Below are 20277 nucleotides of genomic sequence, written 5' to 3'. Positions count from 1 at the left end.
ATGAGAATTTTTCGGGCCTGCTTTTGTTCTGCACTTTTCTTCGTTACCGCAATCCTTTCCTGCATTGCCGTCCATGCTTCCGATCCTGCCCCGGCTGGGGCCAAACCGCCTGCGCCGGATGTACTGATCTTTACGAATGGAGATCAGCTGACGGGCAAGCTGATGCACTCGACCGGGGACACGGTTACGTTCCATAGCGATATGGCTGGGGATATCAATGTGAGCTGGTCGAAGGTGAAGGAGCTGCGCTCCGGGCGGCAGTTCGTGGTGCTGGGCAAGGACCAGCACTTTAGCTGGCACTCGGTGCAGAAGGTTCCATCGGGCAGTATCAAGGTGGAGAACAATAAGATCAAACTTCAAGGCAAGAATGAAATCCAGACGATGCCGATCAAGAGCACGGCGGACGTACTGGATCTTGAGACCTTCAACCGGGAGGTCCTGGAGGATGTCAGCTTCTTCCGGCGGTGGAAGGGGTCGGTGAGCCTGGGAGCGACGCTGATCCAGGCCACGCAGAACAATTACACCTATACCGCGGGCGCCTCGCTTATACGCAATACGCCAACGGTGAATTATCTGCCGCCACGCAATCGGACGACGGCGAACTTCTCCGGCTCCTACAGTCTGATCACGCAACGGCAGGCGGAGGGCGCACCGGCGCTGCCTGACCTGAAGACTTCGATCTACCATGTGGATGCGGAGCGCGATGAGTATGTGTCGTCGCGGGTGTATCTGCTGGCGGCCACGGCGTTCGATCACAACTTTTCGCAGGGCCTGGATCTGCAACAGATCTACGGCGCAGGAGTTGGATGGACCGCGATCAAGCGACCGAAGCAGACGCTGGATCTGAAGGCGACGCTGCAGTATGAGAAGCAGGAGTTTCTGCTTACCGCTTCGGAGGTGAATACAAACCTTGTCGGCTCGACGTTCAGCGCGGACTATGTTCGCAAGCTTCCACTGAATGCGGTGTTCGAGCAGCAGGTGCAATTTCTTCCCGCCTATAACCAGCCTGAGGCGTATTCGATTAATGAGACCAACAGCTTGAGCTTTCCGCTCTACAAACGATTCCGGTTTCAGATTGGAACGCTGGACAGTTATCTGAACAACCCGCCGCTGGCGATCTTCCCGGCGCCGGTCAATCGGAGGAACTCGTTCCAGTTCACGACGGGGATCAGCTACACGTTTAAGTGATTTATTTTTGCGCGGCGATGAGGAGGAACATGGGACGCTCGAGCTCCTCTGCGAGCTCGGGCCTTTGAAGAAGGCCAGGGTAGATATTTTGCGCCATGGTGGCGTGGGGCCCCTACGAGGTATTTACTTCAAGGTTTCGACGTTGATGCCCTCGGGGATCTTGAGCTCGAACTGGTCGTCGTCGAGCTTGCCGTTGAGGGTGAGCTTGGTGATGTTGACCGTGAGGGAGTAGTGGTCGCGGGGGCGCTCGATGATGATGTTCGAGGGGAAGGGAGTGTTGCCGTAGTACTGGTAGTTGCTGTAGTGAGCCTTGGTGACGACCTGTCCGTCGGTGTCATAGATGTCCTGCTGATAGGGCAGGAGATCGGTAGAGTTGATGTGGATGACGCGCAGGGTCCGGACGGTCTGTCCCTCGGGCCGGGCGAGAATCTGGAGGGAGTAGGCGGGCTCTTCGATGAGGTCCTTCTTCTTCTTGCCGGACTCGATGACGCGGATGTCGGTGGTCATGGAGATGATCTGCTCCTCCTCGGGCCCCTGAATGAACATGGAGTCGAAGACGACATCGGGGCGAAGGTTTTCGAGGGTATTTTTCGACTTCGTCGTGACAGTGTTGCTGCCTACGATAGCTCGTTTGCGCGCCGGAATGAGGAGCTTGAAGTTTTTGCCATCGGAGACCATGTCGAGGGCCTGGGTGCGGACGACGGGGACGAGGAGGAGGACGCGGAGGAACTCCGGCTTGCGCATGAGGATGTAGCCGGCGAAGCTGAGGGACTGGGTTTCCTTGCCCTGGAGGCCACCGCCGGTGGTGGCGGAGATCTCGACCCCGGCGTTGAAGGTCTGGACGGCTTCATAGCGAGTGTCCAGCTGCTTAGCCATGGCATCGAGCGACGTGCTGATGATGACATCGGCGATGCGAGTCTTGGGGACGTAGCGGGTATGGGAGAGGCATCCCGTCAGCGCGGGGAGAAATCCCATGATCCCCAACGCCAAGGTTTGTCGTATCTTCATGCGCACGAAGGTTAAGTATATCCGCCTAATTTTTTGGGAAGCAGAGACTACAAAGGATTTAGATGTCCGCGAACACGGGAAGGTTCGGGGAAATCGCCCTTCCCTGTGTTCTGGGGGGTACTAGAGAGATACGAGGCCATTCTGCGGGACCTGCTCAGTGCTGCTGGGCTTTGCGATAGCTCTGCACGTTCTGGTTGTGCTCCTTCAGTGTGGCGGCAAAGCGGCTGTGGCCGGCGGCATCGGAGACGAAGTAGAGGTAATCGGTCTTTGCCGGGGAGAGGACGGCGCGGAAGGCTGCCATACCGGGATTGCAGATCGGTCCGGGGGGAAGGCCGGGATGGCGGTAGGTGTTGTACGCCGAGGGCGAATGCAGGTCGGAGGCATAGATGGTTCCACGCCAGCGGTTGTCGAGCAGCGCGGCGTAGACGACGGTGGGGTCGGTGGCCAGCGGGATGGACTTGGCCAGACGGTTGCGGAAGACACCGGCTACGAGAGGGCGCTCAGAGTCCTGGGAGACCTCTTTTTCGACGAGGGAGGCGAGGGTCACGGTGCGGGGGACATCGGCTTCGAGGCCGAGCTGCTGGCTGGCCTGACGGAAGCGCCGCACCATGGCGGCGAGGATGTGCACGGCCGGAGTGTGGCGGGCGAAGTGGTAGGTATCGGGGAAGAGATACCCTTCGAGCGAGGCGGGGGGCGTGGCGGCTCCAGCGGTCCATTCGGCGATGAGCTCGGTGTGTTTGCGCTCCTCGGCGAGGAAGGCTTCGTGCTCCCCGAGCCCGGCGGCTTCGACGGCCTGGGCGATGTCGAAGATGTTGTAGCCCTCGGGAATGGTGAGGGCGTGGGTGTAGATATCGCCGCGGGCGATGCGGCGGTAGACCTCGGTGAGGGTGACAGGGTGGTCGAAGCGGTACTCGCCTGCCATGAGGGTTCCGCCACGGGCGAGTTTTAGGGCCTCAAAGGCGTAGCGGCTGCGGATGATGCCGCTCTGCTGCAGTTTGGTGGCGATGGTCTTGGTTCCGGTGTGGGGAGGGATCTCGACGAAGGTTTCTGTGGAGGGGCCGAAGGGTGTGTAGACGAAGTAGGCCGCGAGCCCGCCAGCAACAAAAGCTATAAGGATGATAAGGAGCAGCAGGGTACCGATGAACTTCAAGGTGAGGGCGACCTCCGATTGGCTCTTATTTTAAGACGTGGGCGATTTCGATTGTCCCTTTCTGAAGGATCGAGGACATGCACAAGGTGAAAGTACTCTCGCAGCCTGCCGTATTGATTATGAAGGATTTTGGGGGGTAACGGGTTTCGAGGAGCAACAGGCCGTCCCTACAGGAAGGATTTGTCCTAAGGTCGTATAATCGTATTTTCACTCCCATGCGCGGATTTCGGGCACGGGAGATCCCGTGGCTTCTGACGTCGCGGGCGGTTGTAAGCCGAAATCAGGAAGGCCCAATGCCAGAACAGATCAAGAAACGGCTCGAAGAGGAGATCAAGCAGCTTGAGTATGAGCTGACGACCGAGCTTCCGGCCGAGATTAAAAAAGCAGTCGCCCTGGGCGACCTGAGTGAGAATGCCGAATACCACATGGCCAAGCAGCGCCAGGTGTTCGTGAATGCCCGCCTGGGACAGCTGAAGAAGCGGATGGGCGAGCTGGCAATGGTAAACCTGACCAACATTCCTCACGACAAGGTTGGCTTCGGAGCCACGGTAACGGTCTTCGACACCTCGAAGGATGAAGAGATCGTGTACAAGCTGGTGACGAGCGAAGAGTCGGATGTTTCGCAGGGGTTAATATCGACGACTTCGCCGATCGGGCGCGCCATTCTGGGCAAGAAGGTAGGCGACACTACAACAGTGGTTACGCCAAACGGCAAGCGCGAGCTGGAGATTTTGAAGCTGGTCACGATTCACGATACGGCAGAGTAGTTTGCGGATAAGCGCGGCCAGGCTGCGCAACGAAAAGCAGCAAGAGGGGCAAGGTTGACCTGGACGAGCGCATTTGGCAAAGGCAGCGGCTGGCTGCTGCAGAAGATCGTGAACGGTCTTGCGCTCTCCCGTATCTCACCGAACACGCTGACCTTCATCGGGCTGATCATCAATATCATCGCGGCGCTGTTCTTCGGCTTCGCACGTGGACCGCACGCGAATCGCATGTTCCTGTACGCGGGACTGACGATCATCGGCGCGGGCATCTTTGACATGGTGGATGGCCGGGTGGCCCGCGCAACCAACCAGGTCTCGATCTTTGGCGCGTTCTTCGATTCGGTGATCGACCGTTACTCCGACGTGGCGATCTTCTTTGGCCTGCTGGTGTACTACGCCCGCGGCAACCGGCTGTTCTACGTCGGCCTGGTGGCGTTTGTGATGACGGCGTGCCTGATGGTGAGCTACACGCGGGCACGAGCCGAGGCGTTGATCGGGAGCTGTAAGGTCGGCTTTATGGAGCGCCCGGAGCGGATTGTGTGCGTGATCCTGGGAGCGCTTTGCAACAAGTGGGGCGTGATGGCGGCGGCACTCTGGGTGCTGGCGGTGATGTCGACCATTACGGTGATTCACCGCATTCGTTACACATATCTGGAGACGGAACGGCGGAAGCTGCAGCCGACGGCTTGATTCTGTAGCGCTTGCATCACGAGCCTGAAGCTGAAGGGTTATTGTTCTACTCAAGGGAAAATTCCGCCTGCTTCTTTTCAGGCTCCGCCGATGAAAATCCTCCCGGAGTTCAAGACAGGATACGCTGCAACACGTTGGTCTTCGCCAGGTCGAGGACCTCGTCGCCTCGACCGCTGAGCACGGACTTTGCTGCCCAAAGGGAGAAGCCTTTGGCCTGCCCGAAGGTGATGGACGGCGGCATGGAGAGCTCCTGACGATTGACGATGACTTCGACGAGCGCGGGGCCGGGAGTTACGAAGGCGGTACGCAGGGCGGCTTCTAGATCGTTGGGATACTCGACACGGGTGCCGTGCAGGCCCGCGGCCTTTGCAATGTCGGCGAGGTTGGGGTTGTCGAGGTTAGTGCCATAGTTCACGATTCCTGCGGCCTTCATCTCCAGCTCTACAAAGGCGAGAGAGCTGTTGTTGAAGACGACGATCTTGACGGGGAGCTTGAGCTGGCGCAGGGTGAGCAGGTCGCCGAGCATCATGGCGAGTCCGCCATCGCCTGCGAGAGCGACCACCTGACGTTCACGATGCGAGGCCTGCGCGCCGATTGCCTGAGCGACTGCGGATGCCATGGACCCGTGCACGAAGGAGCCCAGTAAGCGGCGGCGACCGTTCATGGTGAGATAGCGTGCGGCCCATACGGTGGGGGTGCCAACATCGCAGGTGAAGATGGTGTCATCCGCAGACAGCTTGTCGATGAGGCGGGCGACGTACTGTGGGTGGATGGGGGTCTTGTTGTTGTCGGGCTGAGCGAGATCTTCAAGCCCCTCGCGGACTTTTTTGTAGTCGTTGACGTGGGTGTCGAGCCGGGCCTGATCGGTCTTTGCCGTGATCAATGGAAGCAGCGCGGGGAGGGTGTGCCTGATGGAGCCGACCAATCCCAACGCGAGGGGAGTGCGGCGGCCGAGTTGTTCGCCGCGCGCGTCGATCTGGATGACCTTCGCTTTGGAGGGAAAGAATTGCTGGTAGGGGAAGTCGGTGCCGAGCATCAGCAGGGTGTCGCAGTTCTCCATAGCATGGTAGCCGGAGCTGAAGCCGATGAGGCCGGTGAGGCCGACGTCGCAGGGGTTGTCGTACTCGATGTACTCTTTGCCGCGCAGGGCGTGGACGATGGGAGCCTTGAGCGCGGTGGCGATAGCGATGAGGGAGTCGTGCGCGTCTTTGCAGCCGGCTCCGGCGAGGATGGTGACCTTCTTTCCGGCGTTGAGGAGGTCGGCGGCCTGGCGCAGCTCTCCGTCGTTGGGGCGGAGGACGGGATCGGGGATGTGGATGGGCAGGACGGGCGAGTCGTTGGCGGCATCGTGAAGGAAGATCTCACCGGGGATGACGAGGACGGAGACGCTGGAGCGGGTGATGGCGGAGCGCATGGCGATCTCGAGCAGGCGCGGCATCTGCTCGGGAACGCCGACCATCTCGCAGTAGTCGCTGCACTCCTTGAAGAGATTCTGGGGGTGGGTCTCCTGGAAGTAGCCGGTGCCGATTTCGTTGCTGGGGATATGCGCGGCGATGGCGAGTACGGGAACACGGCTGCGATGGCAGTCGAAGAGGCCGTTGATGAGATGTAAATTTCCGGGGCCGCAGCTGGCGGCACAGACCGCGAGGGAACCGGTGAGGTGAGCCTCGGCTCCGGCGGCGAAGGCTGCAACCTCTTCGTTGCGGACGTGTGCCCACTCGAGGGTTCCGTCTTTGCGGATGGCGTCGGTGAAGCCGTTCAGCGAATCGCCGGGAAGGCCGTAGACGCGCTTGACGCCAGCGTTTTTGAGGCTCTCGACGACGACTTCTGCGATTGTCTTTGCCATGCTGTCTCCTGCGGTGCGCTTACTTTACGAGGTGAATGAATTGAGATGAGCCGAGTTGCTTATAAGGATGCTGGCGGGCCTTGAAGATCTGATTAAGGTAGGTGCCTTTAGAGGGCGCGGCCTGGAACTCAGCGTACTCTTCCGGAGTGACGTCGTAGTAGCGATAGACGCCGCGTTTGCCGCGATAGACGATGGTGAGCTCGTGAGAGGTGTCGTCGTAGTGCATGGTGGCGATCACGCTTGAGGGCATTGTGGCGAACTCCCGTACACTTTAAGATGCAAATGCCAATGCAACCTATTCTTCTGATTCATGGCGGCGCCTGGGCGATGCCGGATGACGCGATTGCTGCCCATGAGGCGGGAATCGCCAATGCTCTGGCTGCAGGGTATGGGTTGCTGGAGCGCGGAGCAAGCGCCGTCGATGCCGTGGAGGCCGCGGTGGCGGTGATGGAGGATGACGAGGCGTTCGATGCCGGGCGAGGATCGTTCCTGACGCGGGATGGGCGCGTGCAGCTGGATGCCCTGCTGATGAATGGCGAGAACCTTCGCACCGGGGGCGTGGCGTGTGTGGAGCGGCTGAGGAATCCGATTCGCGCGGCGCGGCTGGTGCTGGATTACAGCCCGCATGTGTACTTCGTGGGAACCGGCGCGGAACGATTTGCGAGGCAACATGGCATGGAGCTGATCGATAATACGGAGCTGATCGTTCCCCGCGAACGCGAGCGGCTGATGGCCTTCCAGAAGGCAGAGCTGGAGGGGGCGACAGACACTACATTTTCGGGGCCTTTGGACTCGCACGACACGGTAGGTGCCGTGGCACTGGATCAGCATGGGCACATTGCCGCGGGGACGAGCACGGGCGGGACGCTGTCCAAGGCTCCGGGGCGCGTGGGGGACTCGTCGCTGATCGGATGCGGATGCTATGCGGATGATGAATCGGCAGCGGTCTCGCTGACGGGATGGGGCGAGCCGATCATGAAGCTGGTGCTGGGCAAGTGGGCCGTCGATCGCGTGGCTGCCGGAGTTGCTCCACAGGAGGCTGCGGAGGCGGCGATCGATTACCTGTTTGCGCGGCTGGGCGGACATGGCGGGATTATCCTGCTGGACCGGAAGGGGCGTTTCGGGCTGGCACACAATACGCCGCGCATGGCGTGGGGGTTGAGGACGGCTGACGGTGTGCGAGTCGGCGTGATTCGGGAGGATTGAGTCTCGCCGCCATCCTGCAAGCCGACCTTAGCTGCTGCGCGTCGAAGATGGGGCATCCGGTTTTCTCTGGCGTCAAGGTTTTAGTGTGCGCCGTTTCCGGGTACACAGGTTCTGATGCGCTCCGGTTTTCTTTTTGAGACGCGCGTAAACTTTAGGCAGGCTCTACCGATTTTTAATGACTGACTCTCTTTTCAAACATCAGGCTGAACCCGATGACCGGCTGGCGCATATTCATCGGCTACTGCTGGGGCACTTTGGCGAACAGAAAGCACGCGAGCCGTGGGATCCGCTGGCGCAGTTCATCTACTCCCTACTGTCGTCGCGAACGAAGACGGAGACAACGTACCAGGTAGTACGTCATCTGCGGGAGAGGTTTGGCACGTGGGAGAATCTGCGCGATGCTCCGCTGGCCGAGATCGAGGATGGGATTCGCGATGTGACCTTCCCGGAGCAGAAGGCCGTGCAGTTGAAGGCTTCGCTGGAGGGAATTACGCAGCGATACGGCAGCCTTACGCTGGACTTTCTGGCTCGCTATCGCACGGAAAAGATTCGTGCGTGGCTGGAGCAGTTTCCTGGCGTGGGGCCAAAGACGAGCGCCGCGGTGGTGAACTTCTCGACGTTGCGGCGTAGGGCGATGTGCGTGGACTCGCACCATCTGCGGGTGACGCAGCGGCTGGGACTGACTCCGCGGGCCGATGCCGCGACAACAGAAGAGCGATTGATGCGGATGGTTCCGGAGACATGGACTGCGGAGATGCTGGATGGGCATCACCAGCTGATCAAGCAGCTTGGACAGACGATCTGCACTTTTTCCGAGCCGAAGTGCAATCGATGTCCGCTGCTGAAGTTGTGCCCCTATGGTCAAAAGAATGTGGCGGTGGGGGAAACGAAGCAGAACGAGCGCGGAGAGACGATTGCCACAGTGGCGAACGTCGATGCGGGTTATCGGCAACTGTCAAGCTGATAGAAGGAACTTCCTAACGGTGCGAAAAAAATCGCTCTCCGGCATCCGATCGGGAAAGCCTTGCCTGATTTATCGCTCTCTCTGCGCGGTCTCGCATCTTACCTTTGTGCAGTGAGGTATTAAAAAGATGGCCTGTCACACCTTGGCTGGAACCGCGCAACTTCCAAAGCCGTATTGGTTCTGAGAAGGATGATAGCGATGTTCAGAGGAAAGAGACTTTGGCTGCCGTTGCTCACTTCGTTCGCAGCGGTGATGCTGTGTACAGCGAGGGCGCGGGGCGACGTGGCCTTTTTGATGGAGGAACCCTACGGCGGGTTTGGAAGCGTGAATCCGACCGGGCATGGAGCGCTTTATCTCAATCACATCTGCGCGAAGTCGCCTACTGAGCTGCGGATGTGTCTTCCTGGTGAGAGAGGCGTCGTCATCAGCCGGTATCACAAGATCGCGGGGTACGACTGGCTGGCGATGCCGTTGATTCCTTACCTGTACGCCGTCGATCACCTGCACGATGTTCCGGCGACAGTGGATCCAGCGGTACGAGAGCGCTTGAGAGACACGTATCGCAGGAAGCATCTCATGAAGATTGCTCCTGACGTGGTTACAAAAAGCGGCGAGGCGGAACCGCCCAAAGGAGAATGGACTCAGCTGGTGGGATCGTCCTACGACCGGACCATCTATGGGTTCCAGGTGGAAACAACGCGCGAGGAAGACGAGCGCTTTGTGGCGTACTACAACGACCGCAGGAACGTGAGCCACTTCAACTTGTTCTTTCATAACTGCGCAGACTTTTCGCGCGGGGCGTTGAATTTTTACTTTCCCCATGCGGTGGGACGAAGCTGGATGGTGGATTTTGGGCTCACGACTCCAAAACAAGTGGCACGATCGCTGACGAAGTATGCGAAGAAGAACCCTGAGCTGCCGTTCACCGTTTTCGTAATCCCGCAGGTTCCCGGAGAGATTCCGCGCAGCCATCGGGTGGATGGAGTCGTGGAGTCATTGGTTCGGTCGAAGAAGTACGTGGTCCCGCTGACGGTTTTTTATCCGGAGTTCACGGCCGTGATGGGAGTCGCGTATCTGACTGGCGGAAGGTTTACCCCACCGAAAGATGCTCCTGAAGTGATGGTGCCGGGCGAGAGCGCTCGTGCGATCGTTGCGAAGAGGCAAGAACAGCAGGAGCGCAGGGGAGCATCAATGGACGCTCAGGCCCGTGTCGACGTCGAGCACAAGCAGGCTGCCCTCCACGAGCATCGAGTGAATCTTGAGGGACGTGAGGGTGATGGCGTAGCCGGTGGTCTCAGCCGAACGGCTGAGTAGCTGACGCATCAGGTCTGCCGCGTTGACCTTCATCTGCTGGGGCAGCTGGTGCTCGAGAAAGGGGACGAGTAGGAAGTTGAGCTCGCGCGAGTTCGAGAGATGATCGATGCGGGCATCACGGAAGCCCGATCGTCTCGCCTTCCGCATCGGGGAGGACGGAGACGTCCACATCGCGAGTAATCGAGACGCCCACGCAGTTTCCGTAGACCCCTGTCCCGAGTTTGGCGCGGGTGTGGACGTGGACGACGACGCGATCCTTGTCGAAGGTGACGCGTGGATTTTCAGCATAGACGAAGCAGGTGGATTTCGCGTCACCGCGAAGATAATAGCGACCGTCGGGACCATTGAAGAGCTGTGTCTTGAGGGTGCGCTCCATGGCCTGGGCGGAGACTCCGACCTCAGTGGCGTGGGCAGAAACGGCGGCAAGTAGAAGAATGCAGGCAAGCAGCGGGCGATGCATGAGATAAGGATAATGGCGGAGACGGGCCTGGAGCAGTATCAAGAAATCGCCATCAGCTCGTGCTTCCGGGCTTCTTCGTCCTGGCAAGGGTGCCTGACGGACCGGAGGGTGGGCCGGGCCTGCCGCCCAAATTCCTGTAGCCCGGATGGACGCCCGGGGTAAGGCCCTGCTGGTTCGCGATACGCTGCAACAGACTGGCGAGCATCTGACGCTCGTCCGCATTCAATGCCTCGCAGATCGCTTCGTCGTGTTCTCTGGAGACGGCGGTCACCTCGGCCAGTTTCTGTTGTCCGGCCGGGGTGATGCTGAGGGAATAGGATCGCCTGTCATTGGCGTTGCTGCCGCGAACGAGCAGGCCCATTGTCTCCATCTCGTCGATAACGGCCACGAGCCGACTGGCATGCATGCCCAGCCGGGAGGCAAGCTCGCGCTGGCTGATCTCGGGTTCGATGGCCAGCATACGCAGAATTCCGGAGTGAGCGGGGACCAGTTGAAGCGCGGACAGTCGTTCGGCGTAGCGCCTGGCAGCGTGAGCTCCGACCTGCGCCAGCAGGAAGGAGTTTCGAGTGTTTTTGATCGGCGGGGCCATGGATCGCTAAAACGAGTGTATTGCACGTTGTTAATCGTTAATGATATTAACGATTCCACTATGAAATCAATTCCGAATCCTTCGATCTCCACTCTTCGGCACGCAGGCCCCTCGTTGCTGGTGCTTACCATCGTGTACGTAGCCCTGCTCTTTGCCGGAGGCTCCAAGATCAGCGCGGCATTCAAGGTTCCTCGGGATACGGCTGAGAACGCCGTGGCTTATGTTGCGAAGGTGAGCGGGGCGCTTCGGTGGGGCTCCTTTTGGGAACTGGGGTCAGCGATTGTGTTGGGTGTCTTTATCGCGGCTACGGTCAGCCGGCTTCGTTTCCACAAGGTGCGGGCGGCGGGCGAGGAGATTGCGCTGCTTGGCGGCGTGGGCGCCACGATGATGCTGGCTTTCTCGGCACTTGCAAGCTGGTCGCTGACAAGGCCGGGAATCGCGGAGGCGACAGGCGCGGTACGCGCCCTGCAGGCATTGACCTTCAACGGCGGAGGCCCTGGTTTTGTGGTGCCACTGGGACTGTTTGTCGCTGGGATCTCGATTCCGGCGGGCAAGCGTCGGCTAATTCCACAGTGGTTGATGTGGCTTGGACTCTTTACGGCCGTGGCTTGCGAACTCTCGGCTCTGACGCTGATCGACTTCAGAGCCGGTTATCTGATCCCGGTGGACCGGTTTGTCAGCATCGTGTGGATGCTGGGTATCTCGCTCAAGCTGTCTCCCAGGGCGGAGAGCAGTGGAATAAAAGAGTGAGGTGCGATCGCGAGTTGGCAGCGTTGCTCTAATCGCAGCGAAGGGTCTGAGCTGGATCGACGTATGCTGCACGAGCCGCAGGCAGAATGCAGGCGACGGTGGTACCGAGGAGGAGGAGCGCGGTGACCGGAGCGAAGATCCAGATAGCGGGACTGCTGCCCGGCATCCAGTGCTCCAGCAGCTTTCGCAGGGCAAGATTCAGAACGAGCCCGGCTACGATTCCACCGGCGATGGTGAACACGGTTGTGCGGGATACGGTCCAGACGATGTGGCTTCTTCGTGCACCAAGAGCCATTCGGATTCCAAGCTCATTTCTGCGCCGGGCGGCTGCGAATAGAACGGTGCTGGCGATGCCGACAAGAGACAACGAGAGCGCGAGGCAGGCAAAGAAGCTGAAGAGGATGGAGAAGAGGCGCTGCTGCACCCAGATAGGTTGAACCTCCAAACGTTCTTCCAGAGTTTCTCCTGCGGTGATGCGTTGTTCGGAGTTAACAGACTGGATCGCAAGACGAATGGGACGAAGAAGAGCGAGGGGTTCGCCTGTGGTGCGAACCATAAAATTGGCGGAATCGAACATGAAAGTGGTGCTCGGCACATAAATCGCCGGGACTGTGGGCCGTTCCAGACCGTCGTTTCGAAAATCCGCCACTACGCCCACAATCTGCCGCCATTCTCCACTTTGGGGAGAGACTGCAACAAGCGGCGATCCGTCGTCTTTGAGAGAAGGAATGCGGACCTGATGATTGAGCGCCTCGGCTGCGGCCAGGTAGCGACGGACGAAGCTCTGGTTGACGACAGCGACAAAGTCGCCACGTCGGTTTTCATCCTGATTCCAAATTCTTCCGCTAAGAAGCGGAACTTTGAGGACGGAGAAGTAATCGGGGCTGACAAGGAAGGTGGCGGTCTCTTGCTGCTTCTCGGACTCTCGTCCCATAATTTCAAAGGGCGCAGTGACACCATCGAAGGGCAGAGAAGGTGGGATGCTCCGAGTAGCCACTGCGACGGAGACGACTCCGGGAACACCGGCAACGCGTTCGCGAAGCTGCTCCACATAATTGGCTCGCTTCGGCTGATTTTTGTCGGTGTCTCTTTTTAGAGGGACACCAAAATCCATGGCGTGGTGTGGGTCGTAGCCCAGGTTCATGGAAGTGACTTTGAGAAAGCCTATGATCGCAGCTCCCGAAAGACCAAGAAGGACAAAGGTCAGCGCGACCTGACCGCCAATGAGCAGATTCAGCGAACGCCTGCTGGAGCCGCCGGCGACACGAGCATGAGCCTGCAGGATGCGGGAGACATCCGGGCGCGAAAAACGGAATGCGGGAGCGAGGCCAAAGAGAATTCCGCAAAACAAGGCAAGCCCTACGGAGAATGCCAGCATGGGAAGGTTGAGAGTGATTGCGGCTTCCTGGGGAAAGAAGGCGTTGGGCATCAGCAGAAGCGGCAGCCGTGCGAGCCAGTAAGAGAGAGCCGTGCCAAGAGCCGCACCACTGAAGGAGATCGCCAGCGATTCGATCAGAAGCTGTCGCGCGATACGAAATCTTCCCGCACCAATCGCACTGCGGATGGATAGTTCATGTTGCCGGGCCTCTCCGCGAGCAAGCAGGAGCACTGAACAGTTCGCGCAGCCGATGAGGAGGAGAAAGAGAACGGAGGCAAAGAGGAGTGCCAGGATGTGTCCGCTGCGATGAACGTAGGGCGCGACGATGGGCTGCACTTCAACGTGAAAGGAGTTTGGAAAATGTTTTGGCGTCTCCTGCTTGAACTTATTGAGGTAGCTCTGGAACTCCGCGTTTGCAGTGGCAAGGCTGACTCCGGGCTTGAGCTTGATCCACGGCAGGAGGCCGGGATTCCTAGCCGGTGTCCAGGGAATGTAGACATCGGCGTTGTATACGGTCTGGGTAAAAGCGAACCGTGAGGGCATTACGCCGACGATGGCATAACTCTGATGATCGAGATCGAGAGTCTTGCCGAGGATATTCCGATCGCCGTTGTAGCGCCGCTTCCAGTACTTGTAGCCGAGCACCACAATATTCGACTGATCTTTTGCCTGATCGCCGGGACGCGCATCCGACGGCTGAATCCCTCGGCCGAAGAGCGGCGGTATCCCCAGAAAGCTGCCGATATTTGAGGTGACATAGGCGACGCTGACGTTTTCAGGAAGTGCGCCTCCTGTCTCGGGCAGACCCGCAAGCTGGAAGCCCAGAACGCTATCGATGGACTTCGCCTTGATGAAGCTGTCGAACTGCGGCACGGTCAGCGCGAACCAGGTGGGAACATCCGGATGCTGATGATTGATGACCGCGGGGTTCACGATTCGGTCTGCATCAGCGTACGGAAAGGGATGCAGCAAGGCACCGTAGATGACGTTGAACATCGCGCTGGTGGCTCCGATGCCCAAGGCAAGGGAAAGAATGGCAACAACCGAGACTTGAGGGTGCCGGTACAGGGAGCGTAGACCATAGCGAATGTCACCACCGATCTCGTGGAGTGGACGGAGGCCGATTGCGGAGCGGTACTTCTCTTTCTGAACATCGACGCGGCCAAACTCGATCTTTGCTTGCCGGAGGGCTTCCTGCGGAGAGAGGCCTGAGTCGACGAGATGCTGCGCGTGGGTGTCTATGTGAAACTGCAGCTCTGCCTCGATCTCGCGATCAGTCTGCGAGCGATGCACGAGAGCGTTCCACCAGGAGCGAATGGGAGCGAAGAGCTTCATGCCTCCTCCGGTGTGGCTCCGAGAATGGAATCTACGACGTCGGTCATCCGGGCCCATTTTTCGGTTTCGGCCTTGAGCTGTTTTCGTCCGGCGGCCGTGAGCGTGTAGAACTTGGCGCGGCGGTTATTCTCCGACTCTCCCCACTCACCCTGGACGAGGCCCTTGTGCTCCATGCGATAGAGCGCGATGTAGAAGGACCCCTGAGGAATCTCGAGGCGGCCGCTGGAGATCTGCTGGATTCGGAGCAGGATTCCGTAGCCGTGGAGCGCGCCGAGGGAGACGGCCTTGAGGATAAGGACCTCGAGGGTTCCCTGGAGCAGATCGATTTTTTTGCCGCCCATCGCCTCTTCTCCTATTTGGAATAGGAGAGTACTCGCGTGGCAGAGCGGGCGTCAACAGCTGCTTTGTTTTTTCAGCGTCGATTTATTCGCGAGCTTCGGCGAGGGCGCCGGCGGCGTGGGCTTCTTTCTTTTGTTCGGCGGCGGAGAGCGGAGGAAGAGGATCGCTGCGCAGCTCCAGCCTTTGCAGCTTGCCGGTGAAGGGGAAGGGTGAGTGGTACGGACCTGCTGGTGTGGCGGAGTCTTCGCCTACGTCGAAAGTTTCTTCAAAGGAGTAGGCGCGGGGGACGGTGTGTTCGATGCGTGCGTGGCCGGCCTCTTTGCCGTTGACGAGGAGAGTGACGTTCGCACCTTTGCCCTGGCCTCCGCCGTCGTAGATGAAGCGCAGCTCGATGGTGGAGTCGCCGGGTGGAAGAGGGTCTTTGGCGATGATGGAAGTTCGCTCGCGGCGGAAGTAGTTATAGGCGTAGGCGGGATGTCCATCCTTGATGTAGAGCGAGTAGCCGGAGGCTTCGCCACCTTCGGCGACGAGGACACCGTCGGCTCCTGCTGGCGGCATCGTGACATATGCCGTGAAGGTGTGGGAGCGATTACGTGTTCCGGGAGCGAGGGCGTCGTAGAGATGGGTTGCACCGGGATAGAAGGTGTAGAAGGCGCGGCCCCCGGGCGGCGGCGGGTTGGGATGCTGACGACCGGAGATGCGCGGATCGATGGGATAGACGTGGTTCTTCCTGGCCTCTTCGTCGAAGAGACTTTCGAGCTCGTGAAGCTTTGCGGGATTGGTGGCGGCGACGTTGTGGGCTTCGGAGTAGTCGTCGGAGAGATGGTAGAGCTCCCAGGGGAGAGGCTTGTAGTCGCCGTTGAGGGCGTAGGCCCAGGGCAGAAGGCCGGTGCGCTGAGCGGCAACCCAGCCATCGTGATAGATGGAGCGGTTGCCGTGCATCTCGAAGTACTGCGTGGTGCGCTCGGGAGCGGCGGCGTTCTTGAAGGTCGCGATAAAGCTCGCGCCGTCCATGTGCTGCTGCCCTACGCCGTCGACAGATTTAGGAATAGGGATGCCTGCGGCTTCGAGGATGGTTGGGGTGACGTCGATCACGTGCTCGTACTGCGAACGGGTGCCGCCGGGATCGGAGATGTGGCCGGGCCAGGAGACGACGAGGGGATCGCGCGTGCCTCCCAGGTGCGATCCGATGCGTTTGCCCCACTGGAACGGAGTGTTGCCGGCCCAGGCCCAGGCGGCGGGATAGTGTGGGTTGGTTCCGGAGAGACCGATGGTGTCGAGGTGTTTGAGAATCTCGGAGGCGGATGAGGGCAGGCCGTTGACCTGCTCCATGATGTTGTCTGTGCCCTTGAGATTGCCTTCCATGCTGGCGCCGTTATCGCCGGGGATATAGAGGATGAGCGTGTTATCGAGGCGGCCGGTCTGACGCAGGGTATCGATGACATGGCCGATCTCGTAGTCGGCCTGCGCCATCATTCCAGCGAAGACCTCCATGAGGCGTGCAGCGATTTTTTTCTCGTCGGGGGTGAGGGAATCCCATGCGGGAAGATCAGCGGGGCGTGGGGTGAGAACGGTGTCCTGCGGAACGACACCGAGTTTCTTCTGGCGTGCGAAGACCTCTTCACGATACTTGTCCCAGCCCATGTCGAACTTGCCTTTGAAGCGGTCGATCCATTGCTTCGGGGCCTGAAGCGGCGCATGCGTGGCTCCGGGAGCGTAGTACATGAAGAGAGGGCGGTCCGGGGCAAGCGCGGTCTGTTGCAGGATCCATGCACTGGCGTGGCTGGAGAGATCTTCGTTGAGGGTGTAGTCAGCTTCGCGGCCTGGCGGCGGCTTCATCTCGAGGGGTTGGGTGCCTTCGGTAAGTTCGGGATGCCACTGGTCGGTCTCGGCACCGATGAAGCCGTAGAAGTAATCGAAGCCCTGGTGGGTGGGCCAGTGATCGTAGGGGCCGGCGAAGGTGGTCTCGGCGTCGGGGATGAGGTGCCATTTGCCGATGCTCGCAGTGGCGTAGCCATTTTCACGGAGGATCTGGGAGACGAAGGCGGCGCCCTTTGGGATGGAGCCTGTGTAGCCGGGATAGTTGTTGGCCCAGTTGACGATGGTTCCCATGCCTACAGCGTGGTTATTCCGACCTGTCAGCAAAGCGGCACGGGTTGGAGAGCACAACGCGGTGACATGGAAGCGTGTGTAGCGCAGGCCGTGCGAGGCGAGAGAGTCGAGCGTAGGCGTGGGGATGAGGCCGCCGAAGGTCGCGGTTTGAGAGTAGCCGGCGTCATCGAGCAGGATGAGCAGGACGTTGGGCGCTCCCTTTGGCACCGTGAGTGGCGACGAAGGCTCGACCGTGGAGGTCCTGTAGTCGGGCGTGATGGAGCCGGAGAAAGGTGCGGAAGGGATCGGGAGCGTTGTGCGGTCGGGCTGCACGGGCGACTGCGCAACGGCGGACGCGCCGATCGCGGTGGCAGCGGCGAGAAGAGAAAGTACGGATGAGAGTTGCCATTTGCTGCGCGGAATGCGATTCATCGACGATGTTCTCCCCCAGGGGACACGATACATCGCCGATTTGAGGAATGGATTGCAGGCGCGTTATTCGTAGCGAAGAGCGACGGTGGGATCGACACGAGAGGCTCGGCGGGCGGGGAGATAACCCGCGAACAGAGCGACCAGCAACAGAGCAAGGATGGCTGCGATAAGGCTGAGCGGGTCAGCGGCTCGAAGGCCATAGAGCATCGAGGAGACGAGGCGACTTCCAAGGAGCGTAACCGGAACACCGACGACAATCCCGATAACGATGAGAATGACCACATCGCGCATGACGAGCCATCGGACGTTGGAGCGCGCAGCGCCGAGTGCCATGCGGATGCCGATCTCGTTGGTACGGCGGCTGACGAGGTAGGACATGAGGCCGTAGATTCCGATGGAGGAGAGAAAGATGGCGAGCAGGCCGAAGAAGGCGGAGAGCTGCGCGACCAGGCGCTGGTTGGTGATCGTGCGCTGAACCTGTGCATCAAGCGTGGTGATGTGCCGGATGGGCAGGATTCGATTGACGGAGTGAATGGCCTGCTGCACGCCGGAGGAGACAGTGTGGAAGTCGCCTTCGTAGCGCACGGCCAAGGCGCCGTAGCCCCATGGGTGTTGGGGGTTGGGGATGTAGTCGACATACTCCTGCGGTTCGTCGAGGCTGCCAAACTTTACATCCTTGACGACGCCAATGACCTCGACGTCGGTTTCGGGCCGAGGATCGTGGCCCATAAAGTAATGCCGGCCAACGGGGTTGACGCCTGCGGGAAAGAGGTCGCGTGCCATGCTCTCACTGATGATGGCGACACGGTGTGAAGTGGCGGTGTCCTGCGTGCCGAAGGTACGGCCGGCGAGCACGGGGATCTGCAGGGTCTTGAAGTAATCGTCGCCAATGACGTTGTGCCTGACGTCGATGCGCTCGTTGTACCCTGCCCCAGGAACGTTGACGGAGCCGTTCCAGCTGCCCTGGTGGAAGAAGAAGGAGGCGAAGCTGGCGCCTTTGACTCCGTGAAGTGCGGCGATGCGCTGTTCGATCTGGCGAAACATCGCGATCATGCGGGGGTCGTCTGACTTGAGGCCGACGACGTTGGAGTCGATGTCGAGGCGAAGGACGCCGGTGCGCGCAAAGCCGGTGTCGACATGAGTAAGGTTGACGAGGCTGCGCAGGAAGAGCATGGCGGCGACGGTGAGCACGAGCGAGAGGGCGACCTGACCGATGACCAGCGCCTTGCCCAGCGGGGTTCGAGTAGGCGCGTGTGAGGAACCGCGACCGTCCTTAAGAGACTCCGTGACCTCGACGCGCGAGGCGCGAAGCGCGGGCACGATACCGAAGAGGACGGCGGTGCCAATGGTGGCAAAGAGAGTAAAGAGGAGCAGCCGCAGATTGAGCGAGACGTCGAGAGGGATGGGGTCGGCGTCGAAGCCTCCGGAGATCATGCGGAGAAGAAGGCGGTCAGCGATGACGGCGAAGAGAATGCCGAGGAGTCCCCCGGCGAGCGCGAGGATAAGGCTTTCGGTAAGAAGCTGCCGGATGAGGCGGATGCGCCGGGCACCAAGCGCCTGACGCACCGCAAACTCGCGAGCGCGAGCTGTGGAGCGAGCCAGAAGCAGATTTGCGATGTTGGCGCAGGCGATAAGCAGCACAAGCGCGGTGACGCCCATGAGGATCTTGAGCGGATCGGAGAAGCCGTGACGCAGGTAAGAGAGGCCGGTAGCCAACGAGGTGAGTGGGACGTGGGCCTTCTGGAGATGCTGGAGGTTATAGGCGTTGAGCTTGGCGTCAGGGAAGGCGCGGATGATCTGCTGATAGAGGACGTTGACGTTGGCTTCGGCCTGCGCGGGGGTGACGCCGGGCTTGAGGCGGCCGAGGATGAGGTTTGACTGGAAGAAGTTGTCGTTATAGCCGCCCGAGTGAGGAGGAATGGCCTTCCACATCGACATGGGAACCCAGAGATCGGGTTCGTGCCCGACCATGATTCCGAAGAAGCCGGGCGGGGTGACACCGACGATATTGAAGGTCGTGTCTCCGAGCTTGACGGTGTGGTGGAGCACGTTGGGATCACCAGCGAAGGCGCGCTGCCACCAGGCGTAGCTGATGACAATGACTGGATGGTCGCCTTCCGTGGTGTCGTCGTCGTCCGTGAACATGCGGCCCATGGCGGGCTCGACGCCGAGGGTGGAAAAGAAGGTTCCGGAGACGATATCGATCATCATCGGCTCCATCTGGTCGCGGCGGTCGATGGTGCCGTGCGGGTTGGCATTAAAGCTGAGGATGGTGGCGACATCGGAGAAGACCTTGTTCTTCTCCTGGAACTGCCGGTAGAACGGGTAGGAGTACAGCGTTGTGGAGCCATAACGGTCGGTCATACCGTCTTCATCGCCCTCGCCGAGAACTACGAGCTCGGCGGGGTTTTTGATGGGCAGAGAACGGAGCATGACCGCATCTATGAAACTGAAGATAGCGGTGTTGGCTCCGATGCCGAGGCCGAGCGAGAGCAGGGCGACTGTGGTGAGCGCGGGACTGCGCAACAGGGACCGGATGCCATAGGAAACGTCCTGCAGAAAGCTTTCGAGCCAGTTCCATCCCCATGCCATATGACTGTTCTCCCTGAGTACGGTTGGATTGCCGAATTTGCGACGTGCGGTTCGATGAGCGGAGGCAGCGGAGAGTCCGGCCTCGCGTTGCTGCTGCTCGCGAAGGTCGAGGTGAAGCTGCAACTCTTCGTCGAGGTCGCGCTGGAACTTGCCGCGATGAAGAAGCATTTCGAGGCGCCGT

General features: G+C 59.9%; 17 protein-coding genes. 7 read left to right on the top strand and 10 right to left on the bottom strand.

The genetic code is table 11. The features are described 5' to 3' along the window. Positions 1-1188 carry a DUF481 domain-containing protein gene (locus AC5S26_RS03320; RefSeq protein ID WP_494183428.1) on the top strand — a complete coding sequence of 396 codons (1188 nt, stop codon included), beginning with the start codon at positions 1-3 and terminating at the stop codon, positions 1186-1188. A gap of 123 nt (positions 1189-1311) precedes the next feature. On the opposite strand, the gene AC5S26_RS03315 is transcribed toward AC5S26_RS03320, so the two are convergent. Together AC5S26_RS03315 and mltG are read right to left on the bottom strand one after the other, a co-directional pair. Beyond that, positions 1312-2163, bottom strand: coding sequence for a DUF4292 domain-containing protein (locus tag AC5S26_RS03315; protein ID WP_494183427.1), 852 nt, complete (start codon positions 2161-2163; stop codon positions 1312-1314). A 187-nt stretch (positions 2164-2350) separates the two neighbouring features. After that, the gene (gene mltG / locus AC5S26_RS03310) at positions 2351-3346 is read right to left on the bottom strand and encodes an endolytic transglycosylase MltG (RefSeq protein WP_494183426.1); all 996 of its coding nucleotides are present in this window, start codon (positions 3344-3346) and stop codon (positions 2351-2353) included. A gap of 293 nt (positions 3347-3639) precedes the next feature. On the opposite strand from mltG, the gene AC5S26_RS03305 reads away from it, so the two are divergent. Both AC5S26_RS03305 and AC5S26_RS03300 read left to right on the top strand, forming a co-directional pair. Beyond that, the gene (locus AC5S26_RS03305; RefSeq protein WP_494183425.1) at positions 3640-4113 is read left to right on the top strand and encodes a GreA/GreB family elongation factor; all 474 of its coding nucleotides are present in this window, start codon (positions 3640-3642) and stop codon (positions 4111-4113) included. Between the two features lie 54 nt (positions 4114-4167). Then, positions 4168-4800: a CDP-alcohol phosphatidyltransferase family protein gene (locus tag AC5S26_RS03300; protein ID WP_494183424.1), complete on the top strand. Its 633-nt coding sequence runs from the start codon at positions 4168-4170 to the stop codon at positions 4798-4800. A gap of 109 nt (positions 4801-4909) precedes the next feature. Here AC5S26_RS03300 and poxB read toward each other — a convergent pair whose 3' ends face one another. Both poxB and AC5S26_RS03290 read right to left on the bottom strand, forming a co-directional pair. After that, complete coding sequence (gene poxB / locus AC5S26_RS03295; protein WP_494183423.1) at positions 4910-6646, bottom strand: ubiquinone-dependent pyruvate dehydrogenase; 1737 nt, start codon at positions 6644-6646, stop codon at positions 4910-4912. Positions 6647-6665: 19 nt separating this feature from the next. Next, positions 6666-6896 carry a KTSC domain-containing protein gene (locus AC5S26_RS03290; protein WP_494183422.1) on the bottom strand — a complete coding sequence of 77 codons (231 nt, stop codon included), beginning with the start codon at positions 6894-6896 and terminating at the stop codon, positions 6666-6668. Positions 6897-6928: 32 nt separating this feature from the next. On the opposite strand from AC5S26_RS03290, the gene AC5S26_RS03285 reads away from it, so the two are divergent. The 3 genes from AC5S26_RS03285 to AC5S26_RS03275 all read left to right on the top strand — a co-directional run bounded on the left by AC5S26_RS03285 (position 6929) and on the right by AC5S26_RS03275 (position 10130). After that, the gene (locus AC5S26_RS03285) at positions 6929-7852 is read left to right on the top strand and encodes an isoaspartyl peptidase/L-asparaginase (protein WP_494183421.1); all 924 of its coding nucleotides are present in this window, start codon (positions 6929-6931) and stop codon (positions 7850-7852) included. A gap of 175 nt (positions 7853-8027) precedes the next feature. Beyond that, entirely contained in the window at positions 8028-8816 is a 789-nt protein-coding gene (locus tag AC5S26_RS03280) for an endonuclease III domain-containing protein (protein WP_494183420.1), read from the top strand. 198 nt (positions 8817-9014) lie between these two features. Further along, positions 9015-10130 carry a hypothetical protein gene (locus AC5S26_RS03275; protein ID WP_494183419.1) on the top strand — a complete coding sequence of 372 codons (1116 nt, stop codon included), beginning with the start codon at positions 9015-9017 and terminating at the stop codon, positions 10128-10130. Positions 10131-10245: 115 nt separating this feature from the next. Here the strand turns inward: AC5S26_RS03275 and AC5S26_RS03270 are convergent, their stop codons facing one another. Both AC5S26_RS03270 and AC5S26_RS03265 read right to left on the bottom strand, forming a co-directional pair. Then, positions 10246-10590: a hypothetical protein gene (locus tag AC5S26_RS03270; protein WP_494183418.1), complete on the bottom strand. Its 345-nt coding sequence runs from the start codon at positions 10588-10590 to the stop codon at positions 10246-10248. A gap of 52 nt (positions 10591-10642) precedes the next feature. Beyond that, the gene (locus AC5S26_RS03265; RefSeq protein WP_494183417.1) at positions 10643-11179 is read right to left on the bottom strand and encodes a MarR family winged helix-turn-helix transcriptional regulator; all 537 of its coding nucleotides are present in this window, start codon (positions 11177-11179) and stop codon (positions 10643-10645) included. Positions 11180-11239: 60 nt separating this feature from the next. On the opposite strand from AC5S26_RS03265, the gene AC5S26_RS03260 reads away from it, so the two are divergent. Continuing rightward, positions 11240-11929, top strand: coding sequence for a hypothetical protein (locus AC5S26_RS03260; protein ID WP_494183416.1), 690 nt, complete (start codon positions 11240-11242; stop codon positions 11927-11929). A 28-nt stretch (positions 11930-11957) separates the two neighbouring features. Here the strand turns inward: AC5S26_RS03260 and AC5S26_RS03255 are convergent, their stop codons facing one another. The 4 genes from AC5S26_RS03255 to AC5S26_RS03240 form a co-directional block, all read right to left on the bottom strand. Then, positions 11958-14642 carry an ABC transporter permease gene (locus tag AC5S26_RS03255; RefSeq protein WP_494183415.1) on the bottom strand — a complete coding sequence of 895 codons (2685 nt, stop codon included), beginning with the start codon at positions 14640-14642 and terminating at the stop codon, positions 11958-11960. Beyond that, positions 14639-14983, bottom strand: coding sequence for a PadR family transcriptional regulator (locus AC5S26_RS03250; RefSeq protein ID WP_494183414.1), 345 nt, complete (start codon positions 14981-14983; stop codon positions 14639-14641). Before AC5S26_RS03250 ends, AC5S26_RS03255 begins: the two co-directional genes overlap by 4 nt. 82 nt (positions 14984-15065) lie before the next feature. Further along, on the bottom strand, positions 15066-17504 hold the full coding sequence (locus tag AC5S26_RS03245; RefSeq protein ID WP_494183413.1) for an arylsulfatase: 2439 nt from the start codon (positions 17502-17504) through the stop codon (positions 15066-15068). Positions 17505-17567: 63 nt separating this feature from the next. Beyond that, positions 17568-20264, bottom strand: a complete 2697-nt coding sequence (locus tag AC5S26_RS03240) for an ABC transporter permease (RefSeq protein ID WP_494183412.1) — start codon at positions 20262-20264, stop codon at positions 17568-17570. Positions 20265-20277: the final 13 nt, after the last annotated feature.

It is taken from the genome of Edaphobacter sp. FHG110511_03 (assembly GCF_059115365.1).
Note: the sequence above shows the minus strand (reverse complement) of the source record. Positions and strands in the feature narration are given on the sequence as shown.

Coding starts and splice junctions, on each gene's coding strand:
- AC5S26_RS03250 (WP_494183414.1), bottom strand. CDS start 14,983: ATGGGCGGCAAAAAAATCGATCTGCTCCAGGGAACCCTCGAGGTCCTT.
- AC5S26_RS03240 (WP_494183412.1), bottom strand. CDS start 20,264: ATGCTTCTTCATCGCGGCAAGTTCCAGCGCGACCTCGACGAAGAGTTG.
- AC5S26_RS03245 (WP_494183413.1), bottom strand. CDS start 17,504: ATGAATCGCATTCCGCGCAGCAAATGGCAACTCTCATCCGTACTTTCT.
- AC5S26_RS03275 (WP_494183419.1), top strand. CDS start 9,015: ATGTTCAGAGGAAAGAGACTTTGGCTGCCGTTGCTCACTTCGTTCGCA.
- AC5S26_RS03285 (WP_494183421.1), top strand. CDS start 6,929: ATGCCAATGCAACCTATTCTTCTGATTCATGGCGGCGCCTGGGCGATG.
- poxB (WP_494183423.1), bottom strand. CDS start 6,646: ATGGCAAAGACAATCGCAGAAGTCGTCGTCGAGAGCCTCAAAAACGCT.
- AC5S26_RS03280 (WP_494183420.1), top strand. CDS start 8,028: ATGACTGACTCTCTTTTCAAACATCAGGCTGAACCCGATGACCGGCTG.
- AC5S26_RS03260 (WP_494183416.1), top strand. CDS start 11,240: ATGAAATCAATTCCGAATCCTTCGATCTCCACTCTTCGGCACGCAGGC.
- AC5S26_RS03290 (WP_494183422.1), bottom strand. CDS start 6,896: ATGCCCTCAAGCGTGATCGCCACCATGCACTACGACGACACCTCTCAC.
- AC5S26_RS03265 (WP_494183417.1), bottom strand. CDS start 11,179: ATGGCCCCGCCGATCAAAAACACTCGAAACTCCTTCCTGCTGGCGCAG.
- AC5S26_RS03255 (WP_494183415.1), bottom strand. CDS start 14,642: ATGAAGCTCTTCGCTCCCATTCGCTCCTGGTGGAACGCTCTCGTGCAT.
- AC5S26_RS03305 (WP_494183425.1), top strand. CDS start 3,640: ATGCCAGAACAGATCAAGAAACGGCTCGAAGAGGAGATCAAGCAGCTT.
- AC5S26_RS03315 (WP_494183427.1), bottom strand. CDS start 2,163: ATGGGATTTCTCCCCGCGCTGACGGGATGCCTCTCCCATACCCGCTAC.
- AC5S26_RS03270 (WP_494183418.1), bottom strand. CDS start 10,590: ATGCATCGCCCGCTGCTTGCCTGCATTCTTCTACTTGCCGCCGTTTCT.
- AC5S26_RS03320 (WP_494183428.1), top strand. CDS start 1: ATGAGAATTTTTCGGGCCTGCTTTTGTTCTGCACTTTTCTTCGTTACC.